A 16,707-nucleotide genomic window follows, 5' to 3' on the forward strand; every position below is an offset into this window, starting at 1 on the left:
ACAACTAAGGGCAAGCTTTTCATTAATTTTATCAAAAAAAATTTTCCTTAAATCATCACGTAATAGCTGCGTATCGTCACATTTTTTTCGCACTATCATCGGTAATGTATTAGGGGAATAAGTAATAAGATAGTTTAGAACATCGTTTATTCTTTATACGGAAAACAGATATAAAAACGTTAAGAGATCAACGCATAAATTATCCGGTTACTTCAATTTATCTCATTATAGATATGGGGGAAGAAGCGTGAGTATAGCGATTATTATCGGCACTCATGGCGCCGCAGCAGAACCTCTTCTGCGTAATGCAGAAATGCTAATCGGTGAACAAGAAAATGTTTCGTTCATCGAATTTCGGCCGGGGGAAAATGCAGACACCTTAGTCGAAAAATATAAAAAATGCTTAGCCCAGTTAGATATTTCTAAAGGTGTTATGTTTTTAGTCGACACTTGGGGGGGAAGCCCATTTAATGCAGCAACCCGAATAGCCAATGAGCAAGATAACTACGAAGTCATTACGGGAGTGAATGTTCCAATGCTAACGGAAACATTTATGACTCGTGATGATGACCCATCATTAAAAGAACTGATTGAAGTTGCACTTGAAGCCGGCAGCGGTGGCGTAAAAGCCTTCAAAACACAGGTTGCCGCCAAACCCGCAGCAAAACCGAAACCTAAAGCGGCACCTGCTGCGGTGGCAGGACCCGGGGGCCATATGAAAATTGGTCTGGCCCGAATCGATGACCGTCTGATTCACGGACAGGTGGCGACTCGCTGGACGAAAGAAACCGGAGTCAACCGGATTATCGTCGTCAGTGATGAAGTTGCTAAAGATACGGTTCGTTCCACATTATTAAAACAGGTTGCGCCTCCAGGAGTCACAGCCCACGTTGTTGAAGTTGCAAAAGCAATTCGGGTTTATAACAACCCTAAATATGCAACCGACAAAGTCATGTTTTTATTTACGAATCCAACTGATGTCTTAGCGCTGGTCGAAGGCGGTGTAGAGATCAAATCAGTAAATATTGGCGGGATGGCTTTCCATCAGGGAAAAACCCAAGTCAATAATGCCGTATCCGTTGATGACAAAGATATCGAATCATTCAAACAACTTGATGCGAAAGGCATTGAGCTTGAAGTTCGTAAAGTGGCAACAGATACCAAATTACGGATGATGGATTTGATTAACAAAAACGCCTAATCGCATGATTCAACCAAAGGACTGTTACCTTTGTGATGAAGGAGAGATTTCATGGAAATCACAACCATACAACTTATTTTAATCTTCATTATTGCTTGCTTGGCTGGATTCAGTTCCATCCTTGATGAGTTCCAGTTCCATCAACCATTAGTGGCTTGTACATTGGTAGGGCTGGTTTTAGGGGATATGAAAACCGGGATTATCATCGGCGGGACCTTGCAGATGATCGCTCTGGGCTGGATGAACATCGGTGCGGCTGTTGCACCTGATGCCGCTTTAGCATCTGTTATATCTACTATTTTGGTTATCGCCGGTGGACAAAGCGTCGGTGCCGGTATTGCCTTAGCGATTCCTCTGGCCGCTGCAGGTCAGGTTTTAACTATTATTGTTCGTACCATCACTGTGGGCTTCCAGCACGCAGCCGATAAAGCGGCCGATGAAGGGAACCTAAGTGCCATCAGTTGGTTGCACTGTATTGCGCTGCTTTTGCAGGCCATGCGTATTGCAATCCCAGCAACAATTGTTGCCGTAACCGTAGGGACTGAAAGTGTTCACGCGATGTTGGATGCTATTCCAGAGGTAGTAACCAATGGTTTGACTATCGCAGGTGGCATGATCGTTGTTGTAGGTTATGGGATGGTCATCAACATGATGCGTGCCGGCTACTTAATGCCTTTCTTCTACTTAGGATTTGTGACCGCTGCATTTACTAACTTCAACTTAGTCGCTCTCGGTGTAATCGGCGTCATCATGGCCATTGTTTACATCCAGTTACATCCAAAATATAACCAAGCTCAAGTCGTTCAAGCTCAAACTGCAGATGACGACTTAGACAACGAATTAGATTAAGGAGTGTAAAATCATGGTCGATTCAACTAATCAGAAAAAAATCACCAAATCAGATATTTTCGGCGTCTTTTTACGCTCTAATCTGTTCCAAGGTTCATGGAACTTCGAACGAATGCAGGCCCTTGGCTTCTGTTTCTCCGTCGTCCCTATGATCCGCCGGCTCTATCCGGAAAATAATGAAGAACGCAAACAAGCGATCCGTCGCCATCTGGAATTCTTCAATACCCATCCTTATGTTGCCGCTCCGGTTTTAGGGGTAACACTTGCGATGGAAGAACAACGCGCTAACGGCGCTGAAATCGACGATGCGGCCATCAACGGGATTAAAGTTGGGTTGATGGGACCATTCGCCGGGGTTGGTGACCCAGTATTCTGGGGAACTATGCGCCCGGTATTCGGTGCCTTAGGTGCAGGTCTTGCCATGACAGGTAGCCTGTTAGGACCTATTTTGTTCTTCTTCCTGTTTAACCTTTGCCGATTGTTGATCCGTTATTACGGGGTCGCTTACGGTTACAAAAAAGGGGTGGAAATTGTCAACGATGTCAGTGGTGGCTTCCTGCAAAAACTGACCGAGGGGGCATCGATTCTCGGGCTCTTTGTCATGGGGGCGTTGGTTAACAAATGGACCCATGTGAACGTGCCGGTTGTCATCTCCAAAGTAACAGACCAAACCGGAGCAACCCATGTTACAACCGTACAATCTATCTTAGATCAGTTGATGCCTGGGTTAATTCCATTGCTCTTAACTTTAGGATGTATGTGGCTGATGCGTAAAAACGTCAACCCACTGATGATTATCTTAGGGTTCTTTGTTATCGGGATTGTCGGTTACTGGATTGGCCTGTTAGGTCTGTAATTAAAACACAGGAAACAAAAGAGACCGGTGCAAATCGGTCTCTTGCTGTAAGGAGCCTGAATGACATTCACAAATATTGGATTAATCGTCTTTATTGTATTGCTGTTTGGATATGCGATCTATGACGAGTGGATCATGCCTCGCCGCAAGGGAACCACACTCCTGCGAATTAAGTTACTCCGAAAAACCCGCTTGGACAGTCTGATCTTCGTTGCTCTCATCGCCATCTTGCTCTATCAGAATATCGCATCACACGGCAGCCATTTCACGACCTATTTATTAACCATGATTGGCGTCATGTCCATCTATCTGGCCTTTATTCGCCATCCTAAACTACTCTTCAAATCGCACGGATTTTTTTTCGCAAATGCCTTTATCGACTATAAACGTATTAAAACCATGAACTTGTCAGAAGATGGTGTTCTGGTTTTCGGGTTAGATTCAGGGCAACTTCCGATTGAACTGCATAACATCGATGACCTAGATAAAATCACTGAGTTATTCGATTTTCAAAAAAAGCCCCAACCTCGAATCGCCTGAACCAATTCATAACGCTCATTCTATTGTGCAAAAAACTATCCAATCTTTGGTCGATATATCTGATCTATAGATTGGACAAGACTGACGTAGCTTCATTATGAACAGATCATTTAAGTACATTTCTAATACAACTGTCGGTAACACTTGATGAGTGATACAAACCAACCACGACGAAGTTGCAGGGAAGGTTCATTAGCCATGGAAAATCAAACACCGCCAACAGAAAATATCAAATCAAAGATCACGCAACCGCACAGCTGATAAAAATAAAATATTTTTATCAGCAGAATCCTTTTTTTTTCATTTGCACTGGTTACACTAAATCAGAGAGCTAGTCTAAAGGACAGACCACTAAAGAAGGATTTTTATGCGTTCTCTTGTTATGATAACGATCATTTCTACTCTTTTTCTACAAGGATGTAACGGTTACCCACCGCCGCTAGATCCCAAGCGTTTTGATAATACCACTTGGCGAGCAACTTCACCGTTTGACTCCCATAACTATCTTCAATTTACATTGTATAAAAAGAACAACCTGTTGGCTTTATATGGGAAGGGGGGATGCCATAAAATTACCGGGGTCATGCGAATTGAAGGCATTCGACTTTATCTAGCCACCCCCCTTTACGATAGCTATGAAGGAAGCTGTACCATCCAAAAGGATCGCATGATCAAACTTTATATCAGCGCCATCAAAGCAGGACTTATTTTCGATAGTGGCGATCTCTACACCAGCGATGGAGGCGTTGCCTTTTTTCACCGACCATCGCAACCTTTAAAAACCCCAAATTAATGAGCCTGTTTACGTAAAGGGAACCACGGCTCTTTGACAAAAGCCCGTATCATCAAAAATGCCAATAAACAGCTTAAAATGATTTCGATAGAATTAAAATCCCACAGCGACGAGCCGTGCATTACACCACGAATCGTCCAATGGAAATAAGCAACCAGTTGATCTAAGCCGGCGCCGAAAATAAATGCCGTACCAATGACGCCGGTTAGATAACAACTTAATACGCGTAAGCCCATCTCTTTACGGATCAAAGCCAGCGTTGCAATATTAGTGGCGGGCCCGGCTAACAGAAACACCAGCACCGCTCCCGGCGAAATCCCAGCGATGAGAAATCCAGCAGCCAGCGGGGTCGAACCGGTCGCACAGATGTACATTGGGACACCAATGACCGCCATAATCAGCATGGCTACCCCTCCGGATCCCCACTGCTCTAGCCAACTGGCCGGAAGATAACTTTGAATAATAGCCGCAAAAATCAATCCAACGACTAACCACTTGTATGTTTCAGCCACCATTGAACCAAACGCAAAGCTAAAAATACGTTTCCACAAAGGCGACTCATGCGGAGCCGATGTTTCTTTCCCACAACAATCATCATGACACCCGTGTTCGTCATGCGGATCTTGTGCGCTACAGCAGCCACCATGGCATGCCGAAGTTTGATCCGGCTGCGGTTGTAATACCAACGATGACATCATCAAAGGAGAGGCCGAAGCATTGACAGGGCTCAGTGGAGCCTTAATCTGCGTCACAGCCATTTTCTTCGGTTGTGAACGCTGATCTAAACTCACCAGCGTTCCAGCGACAATGGCACTAGCAATGGCCGCGATAGGTCGAGTTATCGCTAATACCGGCCCTAATAAGGCATAAGAAATCGCAATAGAATCCACCCCAGTTTCTGGGGTCGAAATCAAAAAAGCAGTCGTGGCACTTTTGGAAGCCCCCCCTCGCCGCAATCCTAAAGCGGCCGGTAACACGCCACAGGAGCACAAAGGTAAAGGCGCCCCGATCAGAGCGGCTTTAAGTATGGTAGTAAAATGCTGATCACCTAAATGACGTGCCATCCACTGCGCCGGGATCCCATATTTAATCACGGCAGCCAATAGATAGCCGAATAACAACCACGGCGCGGCTTCGATAAATAAACTGACAAAATTATTCCATAAGATCATCTAAAGCCTCCAAGATTGAACAATGGATCGCACTTTCATCTCCCCCACAACACACCGTACTCAAATGTGATAAAGACGCTTCAAAATTCTTCAATTCCGCCAGTTGCTCCCGCACGATTTCGAGTTTGTTATCGATCACCTGCCGGACTTCCCGACAGGAAACCGTCTCTTTATACTTACGAATTTCAACGAGCTCTCGCATATCCGCATTGGATAAACCCGCATTTTTACCCCGTAAAATAAATCTCAGTTGCCCTAAATCCTGCGGTGAATACAACCGGTAACCATTGGTCGCTCGGGGCGGTGCCGTGAGTAATCCTTGACGCTCGTAAAAACGAATAGTCTCTGTCGTGACCCCGCATAATTGGGCCAATTCGCCAATACGATACATAAATCCCCCAAGTTCCATGGTTTCAATGTTAAGTATAAACCTTAAAGCTAACTCCAAGGTCAAGGGGGATTGCATACTATTTGAACAAAATTTAATTAAATTGGCCGAAACATCGCTTTACGGATTGGTTTTCGGGTAAAATGAAGCCTTGAAAACGGCAGTCCCCCCTGCCCTTAACTTGTCAATGTTAGAGGAATAATCCCGCAATGGAAAACGCTCGACCGATTCGACGCGCCTTAATCAGTGTTTCTGATAAAACAGGAATTGTAGAATTTGCCCGCTCTCTTGAAGAACGTGGCGTCGCATTACTTTCAACCGGTGGTACCTGCAAATTACTGGCCGACCATGGTATTCAAGTCACTGAAGTTTCAGACTATACCGGTCATCCAGAAATGATGGATGGTCGGGTGAAGACACTTCATCCTAAAATTCATGGTGGTATTTTAGGTCGCCGTGGCATCGATGATGCTGTCATGCAAGAACATGAGATCGATCCCATTGACATGGTTGTCGTTAACCTATATCCATTCGCCCAAACCGTCGCCAATCCGGATTGTACGCTGGCCGATGCCATTGAAAATATCGATATTGGCGGTCCAACCATGGTCCGCAGTGCCGCTAAAAACAATAAAGATGTCGCCATCGTTGTGAATAGCAGCGACTATCAGCGCGTTTTAAATGAAATGGCAGCCCATAATAACTCGCTCACCCAAGCGACTCGGTTTGATTTGGCGATTGCCGCCTTTGAACATACCGCCGCTTATGATGGCATGATCGCTAACTATTTCGGAACCATGGTCCCGAGTTACGGCGACAGCGAAGGCGATCAAGAATCTCAATTTCCTCGGACCATCAACTTCCAGTTCCAGAAAAAACAGGATATGCGCTACGGTGAAAACAGTCACCAACAAGCGGCTTTCTATATAGAAAAAGAAGTTCCTGCAGGAAGTGTGGCCTGCTCAAAACAGCTGCAAGGCAAAGCACTGTCATACAACAATATTGCGGATACCGATTCAGCATTGGAATGTGTAAAAGAGTTTGATGAACCGGCTTGTGTCATCGTCAAACATGCCAACCCCTGTGGTGTGGCCATTGGCGAAAATATTCTGGATGCCTATCTACGTGCATTCAAAACCGATCCGACCTCCGCATTCGGCGGCATTATCGCCGTTAACCGTGAATTGGATGCTGAAACAGCAGAAGCCATTATCAGTCGCCAATTCGTTGAAGTGATCATCGCTCCAAGCATCAGCAGTGAAGCCAGTCAAGTCATCGCAGCGAAGAAAAATATCCGCTTACTGGAATGTGGACTTTGGCAAGGCAAACCTCAAGGTTACCAGTTAAAACGAGTGAATGGCGGTTTGCTGGTTCAGGATCGAGATAACGGCATGGTGCCACGGGATCAACTGAAAGTGGTCACCAATCGTGCCCCGACAGAACGGGAACTCAACGATGCCTTGTTCTGCTGGAAAGTCGCAAAATATGTTAAATCAAATGCGATTGTCTATGCTAAAGAAAATATGACCATCGGTGTCGGAGCTGGTCAGATGAGCCGGGTTTACAGTGCTAAAATCGCGGGGATCAAAGCAGCCGATGAAGGATTGGAAGTAGCAGGAAGTGTCATGGCTTCTGATGCGTTTTTCCCATTCCGAGATGGTATTGATGCGGCGGCCGAAGCTGGAGTGACCTGTGTGATCCAACCTGGGGGCTCCATTCGAGACGAAGAAGTCATTCAAGCTGCAAATGAACACGGCATTGCCATGATCTTCACTGGTATGCGCCACTTTTTCCATTAATCACCGGGCAAGGCTTCGGCCTTGCCAATCTCTGATAGCGGACAACTTATGAATATACTCATTATTGGCGGCGGTGGCCGAGAACATGCTCTGGCTTGGAAAGCGGCTCAGTCACCTCAGGTACAACAGGTTTATGTTGCTCCAGGAAATGCCGGTACGGCCTTGGAACCCAAGCTCACAAATGTCGATATTGCCGTTGATGCCATCGACGACTTGATCCAATTTGTGCAAACCCATGCCATTGAACTGACCATTGTAGGGCCTGAAGCGCCGTTGGTAATTGGGGTCGTCGATGCCTTCCAGAAACAAGGGTTGGCCATCTTCGGACCAACTCAGGCAGCCGCCCAGTTGGAAGGTTCTAAATCATTCACCAAAGACTTTTTAGCCCGACACCATATTCCAACCGCCCATTACCAAACCTTCTGTGAAGTTGAACCGGCACTCGCGTATCTAAAACAACAAGGGGCACCGATTGTCGTCAAAGCCGATGGCTTAGCTGCGGGTAAAGGTGTCATTGTTGCCATGACAGAATCTGAAGCTGAAGCGGCCATTCGGGATATGCTTTCCGGAAACAGCTTTGGCGATGCCGGAAGCCGAGTCGTCATTGAAGAATTCTTAGAAGGTGAAGAAGCAAGTTTCATCGTGATGGTTGATGGTGAACATGTACTACCAATGGCCACTAGTCAGGACCATAAACGAGTCGGTGATAACGATACCGGCCCGAACACCGGTGGTATGGGAGCCTATTCCCCTGCGCCAGTAGTCACGCCCGAAATTCATCAACGAATAATGGACGAAGTGATCTGGCCAACCGTGAAAGGCATGGCAGATGAAGGGAATCCTTATACCGGATTTTTATATGCCGGATTAATGATCGCTGAAGATGGAACCCCAAAAGTCATTGAATATAACTGTCGCTTTGGTGATCCGGAAACACAACCGATCATGATGCGCTTGCAGTCTGATCTGGTGATGTTATGTCAGTCTGCGTTAGCGGGTTCCTTAGATCAACAAACCGCTGATTTTGATCCTCGGCCATCGTTAGGCGTGGTCATCGCAGCGGGAGGATATCCGGGAACCTATGCTAAAGGAGAAGTCATTCATGGACTGCCGGATATTCATGAAGCATCGGCTCATTCAGACAGCAAAGTGTTCCATGCAGGAACGCGTCTCAATCAAGATCAAGTCGAAACTAATGGTGGGCGAGTACTCTGCGCGACTGCGCTCGGTCATTCGGTTTTAGAGGCTCAACAAAAAGCCTACCAGCTTGCTCAACAAATCAGCTGGAAAGACTCGTTCTATCGTCACGATATTGGCTATCGAGCCATTGCCCGAGAAACGAACGAATAATCACTTAAAACTAAATTAGCCGCCATCTCAGGCGGCTTTTTTGTGTTGCAAATCACAGCTTTTCACCGCATAAATCCTCGTTGGATCATAGAATCAATAGACCTGTTTTCACTCAAACAAATTTTCTATAAAAAAATATTTATTAGAAAAAAACGGCCTAAAAAAAGCTTTTTTTCTACTTTACTCCCCTATCAACTACTGCGACTATCGCTCTACACGCGATGCTTTTCTCGCGCAGACTGAGTCAGGTTGTACTCATCCCACAATCTGACCTTAGATTCAATGTTGTATTGGAGTGCTAGGGAATGAAACGATTAAATCACCCTCAATATGATGATGACGAATGGATGGACGAGGATGATCTAAAACATGCTCGCAAAGGTCATCAAAACCACCGGGGCCGTAATAAAGGTCAGGTACGTCGCAATATCGAAAACTACCGTGAAGATAAACAACTACGGGAAAATTTGCGTGAGGGTTATGACGATTAACGATTAATATTCCAGTGCTGTGGGAAAACCACCATCAGTAGAAAGCCCGCTTAGCGGGCTTTTTTACAGCTTCTGATAACAACCCCAAGAAATCAGGTGAGATCCATCCCTAGTATCCGTTAAAAATCAGGCCCCTAACAAAATGCATCTTTAGCAATTTAGAAGCTATTTCTACCGAGATTAATCCAGCTCCTGAACCTAAAAAACGGTTCTGTATTGACATCGAATTCAAAAAAAAGACATCAGCATCTCACTAGCATTGGGATACCTTATTTAAATTCAAAATTTAAGGATTCAAACGTAAAATTTTACTCGCGGATCGAGCCGATCAAGCATCCTGAGAGGACATCAATCAGATGAGTCAATGAATCGCTGCGACACTTTGATCCTTTGAAAGTGGCTAGAGCGCTATGAATCGATCTCAAAACGCCGCAACATTTATTCACCCATTAATCGCGTTCTGAATCATCACTCCAGAAACGGACCGAAAGCCGCCGTACTAATGTTGGTTTATATAAACCAGCTCCTGATGGAGGTGTTGCATGATTGGCTAAACAAATCGCAATCTCAGCCGCTTTCTGAGCCATTTGAGCCATCGGATAATGAATCGTGGTTAAACGAGGATATAAATAACGAGCGACTAAGGCATCATCAAACCCCACCACTGAAACCTGTTCCGGAACACGCATATGGTTATCGTTCAGAATGGCCATTGCCCCGGCCGCCATCGAATCGTTGTAACAAATAATCGAGCTGATATCGGTTCGATGGTATAACAGCGACATCATCGCTTGCTCCCCACCTTCGTTATCCGGTGCGCCATAGACAATCAACTCTGGATCAAAATCGATCCCATGATCGTTTAATGCATCTTTATAGCCATCCAAACGATCTTCGGCATCTGAAATCGCATGATTAGAACATAAAAAGCCAATTCGACGATGCCCCTGAGAAAGCAAGTGTGTCGTTGCTAGCCACGCACCATATCGGTCATCTAAAGCTAAACAGCGATCTTCAAAACCACGAACCATGCGGTTGATGACCACCATTCCGGGGATCTGATTAAAATATTCAACTAATTGCTGATCCGTTAACATTTTGGCGTGTACAACCAATGCACTACAACGATGACGCTGCATTTGCTCTATCATTTGCTGTTCACGCTGCGCATCATGATAGCCATTCGCAACCAGCAAAAACTTCATATGCCTCATTGCGACTTCATCCGTTGATTTCACCACCGCTCCGAAAAAAGGATCCGAAACATCGGCCACAACCAAGCCCAACATTTCCGAGTCCTGATGGGCAAGCGCCCTAGCACTGGCATTAGGCTGGTAATGCAATTCTTGCATTGCCTGGCGAACTTTCTGCTGTGACACGGCACCTGCTTTGGGTGAACCATTGATCACTCGTGAAACCGTTGCAACAGAAACACCTGCCAACTGGGCAACATCTTTTATCGTAGCCATAACCCCTCTTTAAATTATCGTAGAGTCCTTTATGCTGTAACTATCTTTTACTCTGCTTCAACGTTAATCATGCATAAAAGCAATCAATCTCGATGATCGAATAACCTTATAGTTATTCGATATATTAATTATAACTTAGAGTAAACGTTTCCACACTACTATGGAGTTGCGCTATGTCATATATTTTGATAACCGGTGGCACAGGTTACATCGGTAGCCATACCTGCCTTCAATTAATACAAGCTGGATACACCCCAGTCATTTTAGATAATTTCATCAACAGTAAACCTGCGGTTCTTCAGCGCATCACTCAACTATCGGGTCAAACCCCGATAATGATTGAAGGTGACATTCGCCATCGGCCCACCTTAGAGAAAATTTTCAAACAGTATCCGATTGAGGGGGTCATCCATTTCGCCGGACTTAAAGCCGTTGGGGAATCAGTCCAAAAACCCATTGAGTACTATGAAAACAATGTTGCAGGAACACTGACCCTATTAGAAGCGATGCAACAGGCCCAAGTGAAACGGATCATTTTTAGCTCATCAGCCACCGTTTACGGGGATCCCGCATCCGTTCCCATCCGAGAAAGCTTTCCGACCCTATCCGCGACCAATCCTTATGGGCAGTCGAAGCTCATGATTGAACGAATACTGCAGGATGTAGCCCATGTATCCCCCGATTGGTCGATTACCCTATTGCGGTATTTTAACCCCGTCGGTGCTCATCCCAGTGGATTGATGGGCGAAGATCCACAAGGGATCCCCAATAACCTGACGCCTTACATTACCCAAGTTGCTATCGGAAGACGCGAACAGTTGTCCGTGTTTGGTAACGATTACCCCACACCTGATGGCACAGGCGTTCGCGATTACATTCACGTCATGGATCTCGCCGACGGGCACGTCGCAGCCCTCAAGCATAAGTTTTCCGAAGCGGGAGTACATATTTATAATCTTGGAACAGGTCGCGGATACAGCGTACTTGAAGTGCTCAAAGCATTTGAGAAAGCTTGTGGTCATTCTATTCGCTATCAATTGAGTCCCCGCCGTGCAGGCGATATCGCAGAATGCTGGTCTGATGCCAGTAAAGCGGCGACAGAGCTTCACTGGCAAGCTCAGCGCTCATTAGATGATATGGCGCAAGACTGTTGGCGTTGGCAAACAGAGAACCCTCAAGGGTATCCCGACAACGTATAGCCCTACCTAACGCCAATGAGGCACCGTTGATCACTTCGAGTTGAATGGGGATCAGTAAAACGCATTTTGAACGCGATGCGATCTGTAACGCGATAGATTAGGTTACAGGGAGCAGCGTTCATTATGCGTATCAGTACCTCGCAGAGCAGTGTCTCAGCCAGATTGAATGCGGCTTTATAATGTTAATCCCATACATTTCATACCCCGTCCACCGTTTATCCCCTCAAGCTTTAATGATATGACATGCGATACATACTCAGATATTAAATGTATATTACAAGTTAATATCCTTATAAATTATCCGTATAACAAGCGAATTAGAACGTGAATACTATTTATTGCCCTATCGATTTATTAAGTTAGGGGAATATAAATAATTCAGTAAATTATGGTTCGATCTCTATATGACCGAGGCTAAATTTAATTGATTAAATAAATGGTTTGCATGAATTGATAAAAATAAATATATTATTTTTCGTAATATAAACCTTTTATTATTTCAATATGTATCTATTTAATTCTAATTGTTTCCAATTGAAACAATTTTGAAATAATCTATTTTTCTTTGCCTCACTTAAACTTAATCTATATTTATTTCATTATGTGATAAATATCACACTTAATTCTCAACAACAAACTACTCAATATAAGTTGACGTAATGTTGAATCGACATTTATTTAGCTATATTAGGAATATTAAAAATAAAAAATTGATTTGATTATGACCTATTCACGTTAGCAAATTGACAATAATTCGAGGGAATTAGGAGGGATTTTAAGATGTACTTCTAGATATGAAGTACATCTTATTCAAATAAAAATAGCATCACCGCATCAAATCAACGGCCTTATTGCTGTTGAGATAATGCCTGAGCAAAGATCTGACTGGCATCGTTAATACCGTGCTGTCTGGCCTCTTTATAGAGCGCTACAGCCCGATTATAGTCATTGGCTTTTAAAGCCTTACTGATGTCATTAAACAGGCGCTGCTCCTCCATCTGGACTTCATAAGGTTTAGATGAATAGAAGTACTGTTTTTTCAAAGTACCTACGATCGGATGCTTTGGCAACGCTTTGTCAGGCGTCAATACATGACCGGATGCATCACCTGAAGTCGCAGGAACCGCCACTTTTTGAGAATACTGATCCTGTACAACCGTCGAAGGCATCGCCACAACAACTGGCTGAACGGCCGATGGCTGAGTGATCGGAGCCTGAGCGGCTGGCGACGATGGAGCTTGGGCTGATGATGGCTGCTGTGCACTCACCACTTCAGTAGAGCTTCCGGTTTGAACCTGAGCTTCTAACAAGGAAACCTGTTGCACTTTCAGCGAAAAACGTCCAAAAGGCTGTAAATGAATCATTTTATAACGAATCGGATCTGGTGGTGCCGCAAAGGCATGGGCCCGGTTATAAATGGCCAGCTCCGTTTCAACCTTAAACTCATCCGCTAACTGATCCTGAGGCTGATAAATGACCAGATAACGATGTTCTGGCCCACCCATGGTCAGCTGTCGTTCAATGTCACCTTGCAACATGTAATGATTGGGTTTCTGTTTAAAAAATTGATTATCTAAAACACCAGTCACTTCAAATTTATCATTTAAAACAACGATTTTTGGTAAGAAAAGAGATTGTGAGATATCAAAATCGATGGTCACATTGTAGTAACTGTATTTGGAAGGCGATTCCAATTTAAAGGCTTTAAAAAATGAACGCCCTTCTTCAAACTTAAATACCGATGATTTCGGTGTGACGGACTGCAAATACTCCCCTGAAGCCTGAATCGTCTGATAAGGCAATGTCGCATATTGCTGACAACAAACGGAACTATTTTTGATCAAATTAGTATAATCAGATGGCGTAATATCACTGTAATCCTGCGACTGAGGATCCAACATACTACTACACCCTGTTAAAATTCCAGCCAAACCAAGTACGACCAATGCATGTTTCATAGAATCCCCAATTTGATTTGGCCGGGCATATGCCCGGCCAGCGCTTTAAACTAAGATGGAAAGAATGGTCAGCTTACCACCAAACTTCACCTTGAACACCGTAACGGAAATCATGATCAGAGTTGCCATCAGCAACTTGATTAGCTTCACTATCCGGACCAGAGTCAAATTTCACATAAGTTGCAAACAACCGGATTTCCGGACGAGCGTATAACCCAGGACCTGCAGACCAAGCCTGAGCGATGGTGATTTTATGACCTTTAGAATCGCTGTTAGATGTATCTGAACGTTTCAGATTGAAATAACCGATTTCAGCCATAGTTTTATTATAGTTATCCCATTGATAAATAGGACGAGTCACGAACGAAATCAACCGTTGATCCTGGCCACCCGCATCAATATTGCTGCTATGTCCATAAATCAATACATAGTTTACACTCACCCGTTTGCCAAAGGTCAGGTTCGAAGTATTGATGAAACGATAACCGGTCGCATCACTCGTATCATTCCATGAATCATACCAACCCCCCCCTTGAGAAGTCATGTTCTGCGCCATACCTTTGTTCGCATACTGAGCGACAAAAGTAGTGTACTGACTAAACATTTTCTGACCCAAAACAGCGGTTAACATGACACCGTTTTTAGCATCTTTGTAGTCAATACCACTGACAGTACCCACTCCGGCATGTTTCTGACCATCGGTTTTGTTAGGCATCGCATAATCGATCCCCAGTTCCATCCAAGAACCTTCCCAAGGCGACAGACCTGAGTAACGAACGTCGGCGATATTTACGTTCAAGTTATCGTCGTATTTTTTCCCGTTCGGACCATAAAGCTTCGTATCATTGCTGGATGAATCATTACGCATCCAAGCGACAGCCAGTTTACCTGGACCCGCTTTGAAATCTTCAATCCCGGCACCATACCCTGAAATATTCCAGTATTTGGTATCGATGATATGCAGATCATGACGTTGATAGAACCGTTTACCAGCCCAAACAATCGCATCAGGATTCGATGTAATCAACCCTTTCCCGCGGATATTTAACTGTTTCAGACCAAAATTACTTGAGTTATCGCTGGTGTTTTCACTTTCAGAATAGCCATTGCTGTCCATTGAAAACATGGAGTCAACATAGAAAGCTCGGCCGTCTTTATTGTAAACTTCTTCACCTAGACCAATTTCAGAATAGGTGTCATATTCGTTCCCTAAGCGACCAACCATCTGTTTAGCATAGTTATCTGACGCTTTAGTCCCACCTGATTTACTTGATGTCCCAATCCCACTCCTAAAATAAATATTTAATTTAGGCTGAAATAAATTATCGTTATCAAACAGTGGCGTTGTATCGGCTTGCGCCAAAAGTGGGGTCAATGTTACCGCGCCCAATGATGTATAGAATAATATTTTTTTTAACATTCTAATTATCTCCATTGATGTAGGGTGCTTATACATCATAAATAAGCAATCAATCACAATCCTTTTTTAGTCCTTTGTCTCAAACATCGTCATCACTAACTTTCGTGACCGACTTTAAATTTTTACTGGGATATACGTTCTCCTTTCTCATTAAAAACTAGGCAATCTTCGGACTTAAATAAAATATCAATAGTTTTATAGCTTTGAAAAGCCTGATCTCCAGGTAAGAGTATTTTTATTTGATCCACTCCACATAATTGGCCAAATACATAAGTGCTATTACCCAATCGTTCAACAACTTCACAATGGAAAGGTAATTTAATATCCCCAACGGAGCCTGTCATTTTTTCAGGACGAACACCGATAGTTAATTTATCACCTACTTCAACTGGAAGATTGGCATGTTGAATCGAGAAATTAAGTTGATCGTTTACATTAACTGTTATTTCGGTTTTATTATTTGAGACAACGGTCACAGGGATAAAATTAATTTTAGGTGAACCAATAAATCCGGCCACAAATAAATTATTCGGATGATAATAAAGCTCCATCGGCGCACCGATCTGTTCAACGGAACCTTTTCGAACGACCACAATTTTATCGGCCAAAGTCATCGCTTCAACCTGATCGTGAGTCACATAGATCATGGTATTACCCAATTCCTGATGTAACTTCGCAATATACAATCGCATTTCAACCCGTAATTCTGCATCCAGGTTTGAAAGCGGTTCATCAAATAAAAATACTTTCGGGTTTCGGACAATCGCCCGACCGATCGCAACCCTCTGCCGCTGCCCACCGGACAACTGTTTTGGTTTACGATCTAAAAGTTCTGTCAATTGCAGTGTTCTGGCGACCATTTCAGCCCGATGACGACGTTCAGCTTTAGGAACACCCGAAACCTTCAGCCCGTAACTGATATTCTCTGCAACCGTCATATGGGGGTATAACGCATAGGACTGGAAGACCATGGCAATCCCGCGTTTCGAAGGTGCAATATCATTCACGACCAGACCATCAATCTCGATTTCACCATCTGAAATGTCTTCAAGACCAGCGATCATCCGCAACAATGTCGATTTACCGCAGCCGGAGGGACCCACAAAGACAGTAAACTCGCCATCATCAATATCGAGACTCACTTGATGGATAGCCTCAGAATTAGTATATCGTTTTACAACATTTCTCAATTGAATACTTGCCATTCATCGTTCCCTTATTA

The 16,707-nt window shown here is 44.1% G+C and carries 15 protein-coding genes; 9 read left to right on the forward strand and 6 right to left on the reverse strand.

The window, feature by feature from the left end; all coding sequences use genetic code 11:
• The first annotated feature begins 247 nt into the window (after nt 1-247).
• The 5 genes from manX (at nt 248) to ABUE20_RS05605 (ending at nt 4,239) form a co-directional block, all read left to right on the forward strand.
• Nucleotides 248-1,201 carry a PTS mannose transporter subunit IIAB gene (manX, locus tag ABUE20_RS05585; RefSeq protein ID WP_408618864.1) on the forward strand — a complete coding sequence of 318 codons (954 nt, stop codon included), beginning with the start codon at nt 248-250 and terminating at the stop codon, nt 1,199-1,201.
• Between the two features lie 51 nt (nt 1,202-1,252).
• Complete coding sequence (locus tag ABUE20_RS05590; protein ID WP_408618865.1) at nt 1,253-2,050, forward strand: PTS mannose/fructose/sorbose transporter subunit IIC; 798 nt, start codon at nt 1,253-1,255, stop codon at nt 2,048-2,050.
• 13 nt (nt 2,051-2,063) lie between these two features.
• Nucleotides 2,064-2,906: a PTS mannose transporter subunit IID gene (locus ABUE20_RS05595; protein ID WP_408618866.1), complete on the forward strand. Its 843-nt coding sequence runs from the start codon at nt 2,064-2,066 to the stop codon at nt 2,904-2,906.
• Between the two features lie 60 nt (nt 2,907-2,966).
• A complete protein-coding gene (locus ABUE20_RS05600) occupies nt 2,967-3,446 on the forward strand; it encodes a DUF986 family protein (RefSeq protein WP_408618867.1) in 480 nt (159 codons plus the stop codon).
• A gap of 367 nt (nt 3,447-3,813) precedes the next feature.
• Nucleotides 3,814-4,239 carry a hypothetical protein gene (locus tag ABUE20_RS05605; RefSeq protein WP_408618868.1) on the forward strand — a complete coding sequence of 142 codons (426 nt, stop codon included), beginning with the start codon at nt 3,814-3,816 and terminating at the stop codon, nt 4,237-4,239.
• Here ABUE20_RS05605 and ABUE20_RS05610 read toward each other — a convergent pair.
• Nucleotides 4,236-5,411, reverse strand: coding sequence for an SO_0444 family Cu/Zn efflux transporter (locus tag ABUE20_RS05610; RefSeq protein ID WP_408618869.1), 1,176 nt, complete (start codon nt 5,409-5,411; stop codon nt 4,236-4,238). The two genes, ABUE20_RS05605 and ABUE20_RS05610, sit on opposite strands and share 4 nt — an antisense overlap.
• Nucleotides 5,395-5,802: a Zn(2+)-responsive transcriptional regulator gene (gene zntR / locus ABUE20_RS05615; protein WP_408618870.1), complete on the reverse strand. Its 408-nt coding sequence runs from the start codon at nt 5,800-5,802 to the stop codon at nt 5,395-5,397. The genes ABUE20_RS05610 and zntR overlap by 17 nt, the downstream gene beginning before the upstream one ends.
• A gap of 206 nt (nt 5,803-6,008) precedes the next feature.
• Here zntR and purH point away from each other — a divergent pair, with 206 nt between their 5' ends.
• The 3 genes from purH (at nt 6,009) to ABUE20_RS05630 (ending at nt 9,439) form a co-directional block, all read left to right on the forward strand.
• Complete coding sequence (purH, locus tag ABUE20_RS05620; RefSeq protein WP_408618871.1) at nt 6,009-7,598, forward strand: bifunctional phosphoribosylaminoimidazolecarboxamide formyltransferase/IMP cyclohydrolase; 1,590 nt, start codon at nt 6,009-6,011, stop codon at nt 7,596-7,598.
• A gap of 48 nt (nt 7,599-7,646) precedes the next feature.
• A complete protein-coding gene (purD, locus tag ABUE20_RS05625; protein WP_408618872.1) occupies nt 7,647-8,948 on the forward strand; it encodes a phosphoribosylamine--glycine ligase in 1,302 nt (433 codons plus the stop codon).
• Between the two features lie 305 nt (nt 8,949-9,253).
• A complete protein-coding gene (locus ABUE20_RS05630; RefSeq protein WP_408618873.1) occupies nt 9,254-9,439 on the forward strand; it encodes a PA3496 family putative envelope integrity protein in 186 nt (61 codons plus the stop codon).
• 449 nt (nt 9,440-9,888) lie between these two features.
• On the opposite strand, the gene ABUE20_RS05635 is transcribed toward ABUE20_RS05630, so the two are convergent.
• Entirely contained in the window at nt 9,889-10,908 is a 1,020-nt protein-coding gene (locus tag ABUE20_RS05635) for a substrate-binding domain-containing protein (RefSeq protein ID WP_408618874.1), read from the reverse strand.
• 173 nt (nt 10,909-11,081) lie between these two features.
• Between ABUE20_RS05635 and galE the strand changes: the two genes are divergently transcribed.
• Complete coding sequence (galE, locus tag ABUE20_RS05640) at nt 11,082-12,107, forward strand: UDP-glucose 4-epimerase GalE (protein WP_408618875.1); 1,026 nt, start codon at nt 11,082-11,084, stop codon at nt 12,105-12,107.
• Nucleotides 12,108-12,955: 848 nt separating this feature from the next.
• Here the strand turns inward: galE and ABUE20_RS05645 are convergent.
• The 3 genes from ABUE20_RS05645 to ABUE20_RS05655 form a co-directional block, all read right to left on the reverse strand.
• Nucleotides 12,956-14,065 carry a MalM family protein gene (locus ABUE20_RS05645; protein ID WP_408618876.1) on the reverse strand — a complete coding sequence of 370 codons (1,110 nt, stop codon included), beginning with the start codon at nt 14,063-14,065 and terminating at the stop codon, nt 12,956-12,958.
• A gap of 73 nt (nt 14,066-14,138) precedes the next feature.
• The gene (gene lamB, locus ABUE20_RS05650) at nt 14,139-15,485 is read right to left on the reverse strand and encodes a maltoporin LamB (protein ID WP_408618877.1); all 1,347 of its coding nucleotides are present in this window, start codon (nt 15,483-15,485) and stop codon (nt 14,139-14,141) included.
• A 122-nt stretch (nt 15,486-15,607) separates the two neighbouring features.
• Nucleotides 15,608-16,690, reverse strand: coding sequence for an ABC transporter ATP-binding protein (locus tag ABUE20_RS05655; RefSeq protein WP_408618878.1), 1,083 nt, complete (start codon nt 16,688-16,690; stop codon nt 15,608-15,610).
• Nucleotides 16,691-16,707: the final 17 nt, after the last annotated feature.

The sequence above is a fragment of the Celerinatantimonas marina genome (assembly GCF_046054165.1).
Classification (GTDB): Bacteria; Pseudomonadota; Gammaproteobacteria; order Enterobacterales; family Celerinatantimonadaceae; genus Celerinatantimonas.

What these genes read in the sequence shown, in the direction of transcription:
- ABUE20_RS05590 (WP_408618865.1), top strand. Translation starts at nt 1,253, where the DNA reads ATGGAAATCACAACCATACAACTTATTTTAATCTTCATTATTGCTTGC.
- ABUE20_RS05595 (WP_408618866.1), top strand. Translation starts at nt 2,064, where the DNA reads ATGGTCGATTCAACTAATCAGAAAAAAATCACCAAATCAGATATTTTC.
- ABUE20_RS05600 (WP_408618867.1), top strand. Translation starts at nt 2,967, where the DNA reads ATGACATTCACAAATATTGGATTAATCGTCTTTATTGTATTGCTGTTT.
- ABUE20_RS05605 (WP_408618868.1), top strand. Translation starts at nt 3,814, where the DNA reads ATGCGTTCTCTTGTTATGATAACGATCATTTCTACTCTTTTTCTACAA.
- ABUE20_RS05610 (WP_408618869.1), bottom strand. Translation starts at nt 5,411, where the DNA reads ATGATCTTATGGAATAATTTTGTCAGTTTATTTATCGAAGCCGCGCCG.
- zntR (WP_408618870.1), bottom strand. Translation starts at nt 5,802, where the DNA reads ATGTATCGTATTGGCGAATTGGCCCAATTATGCGGGGTCACGACAGAG.
- purH (WP_408618871.1), top strand. Translation starts at nt 6,009, where the DNA reads ATGGAAAACGCTCGACCGATTCGACGCGCCTTAATCAGTGTTTCTGAT.
- purD (WP_408618872.1), top strand. Translation starts at nt 7,647, where the DNA reads ATGAATATACTCATTATTGGCGGCGGTGGCCGAGAACATGCTCTGGCT.
- ABUE20_RS05630 (WP_408618873.1), top strand. Translation starts at nt 9,254, where the DNA reads ATGAAACGATTAAATCACCCTCAATATGATGATGACGAATGGATGGAC.
- ABUE20_RS05635 (WP_408618874.1), bottom strand. Translation starts at nt 10,908, where the DNA reads ATGGCTACGATAAAAGATGTTGCCCAGTTGGCAGGTGTTTCTGTTGCA.
- galE (WP_408618875.1), top strand. Translation starts at nt 11,082, where the DNA reads ATGTCATATATTTTGATAACCGGTGGCACAGGTTACATCGGTAGCCAT.
- ABUE20_RS05645 (WP_408618876.1), bottom strand. Translation starts at nt 14,065, where the DNA reads ATGAAACATGCATTGGTCGTACTTGGTTTGGCTGGAATTTTAACAGGG.
- lamB (WP_408618877.1), bottom strand. Translation starts at nt 15,485, where the DNA reads ATGTTAAAAAAAATATTATTCTATACATCATTGGGCGCGGTAACATTG.
- ABUE20_RS05655 (WP_408618878.1), bottom strand. Translation starts at nt 16,690, where the DNA reads ATGGCAAGTATTCAATTGAGAAATGTTGTAAAACGATATACTAATTCT.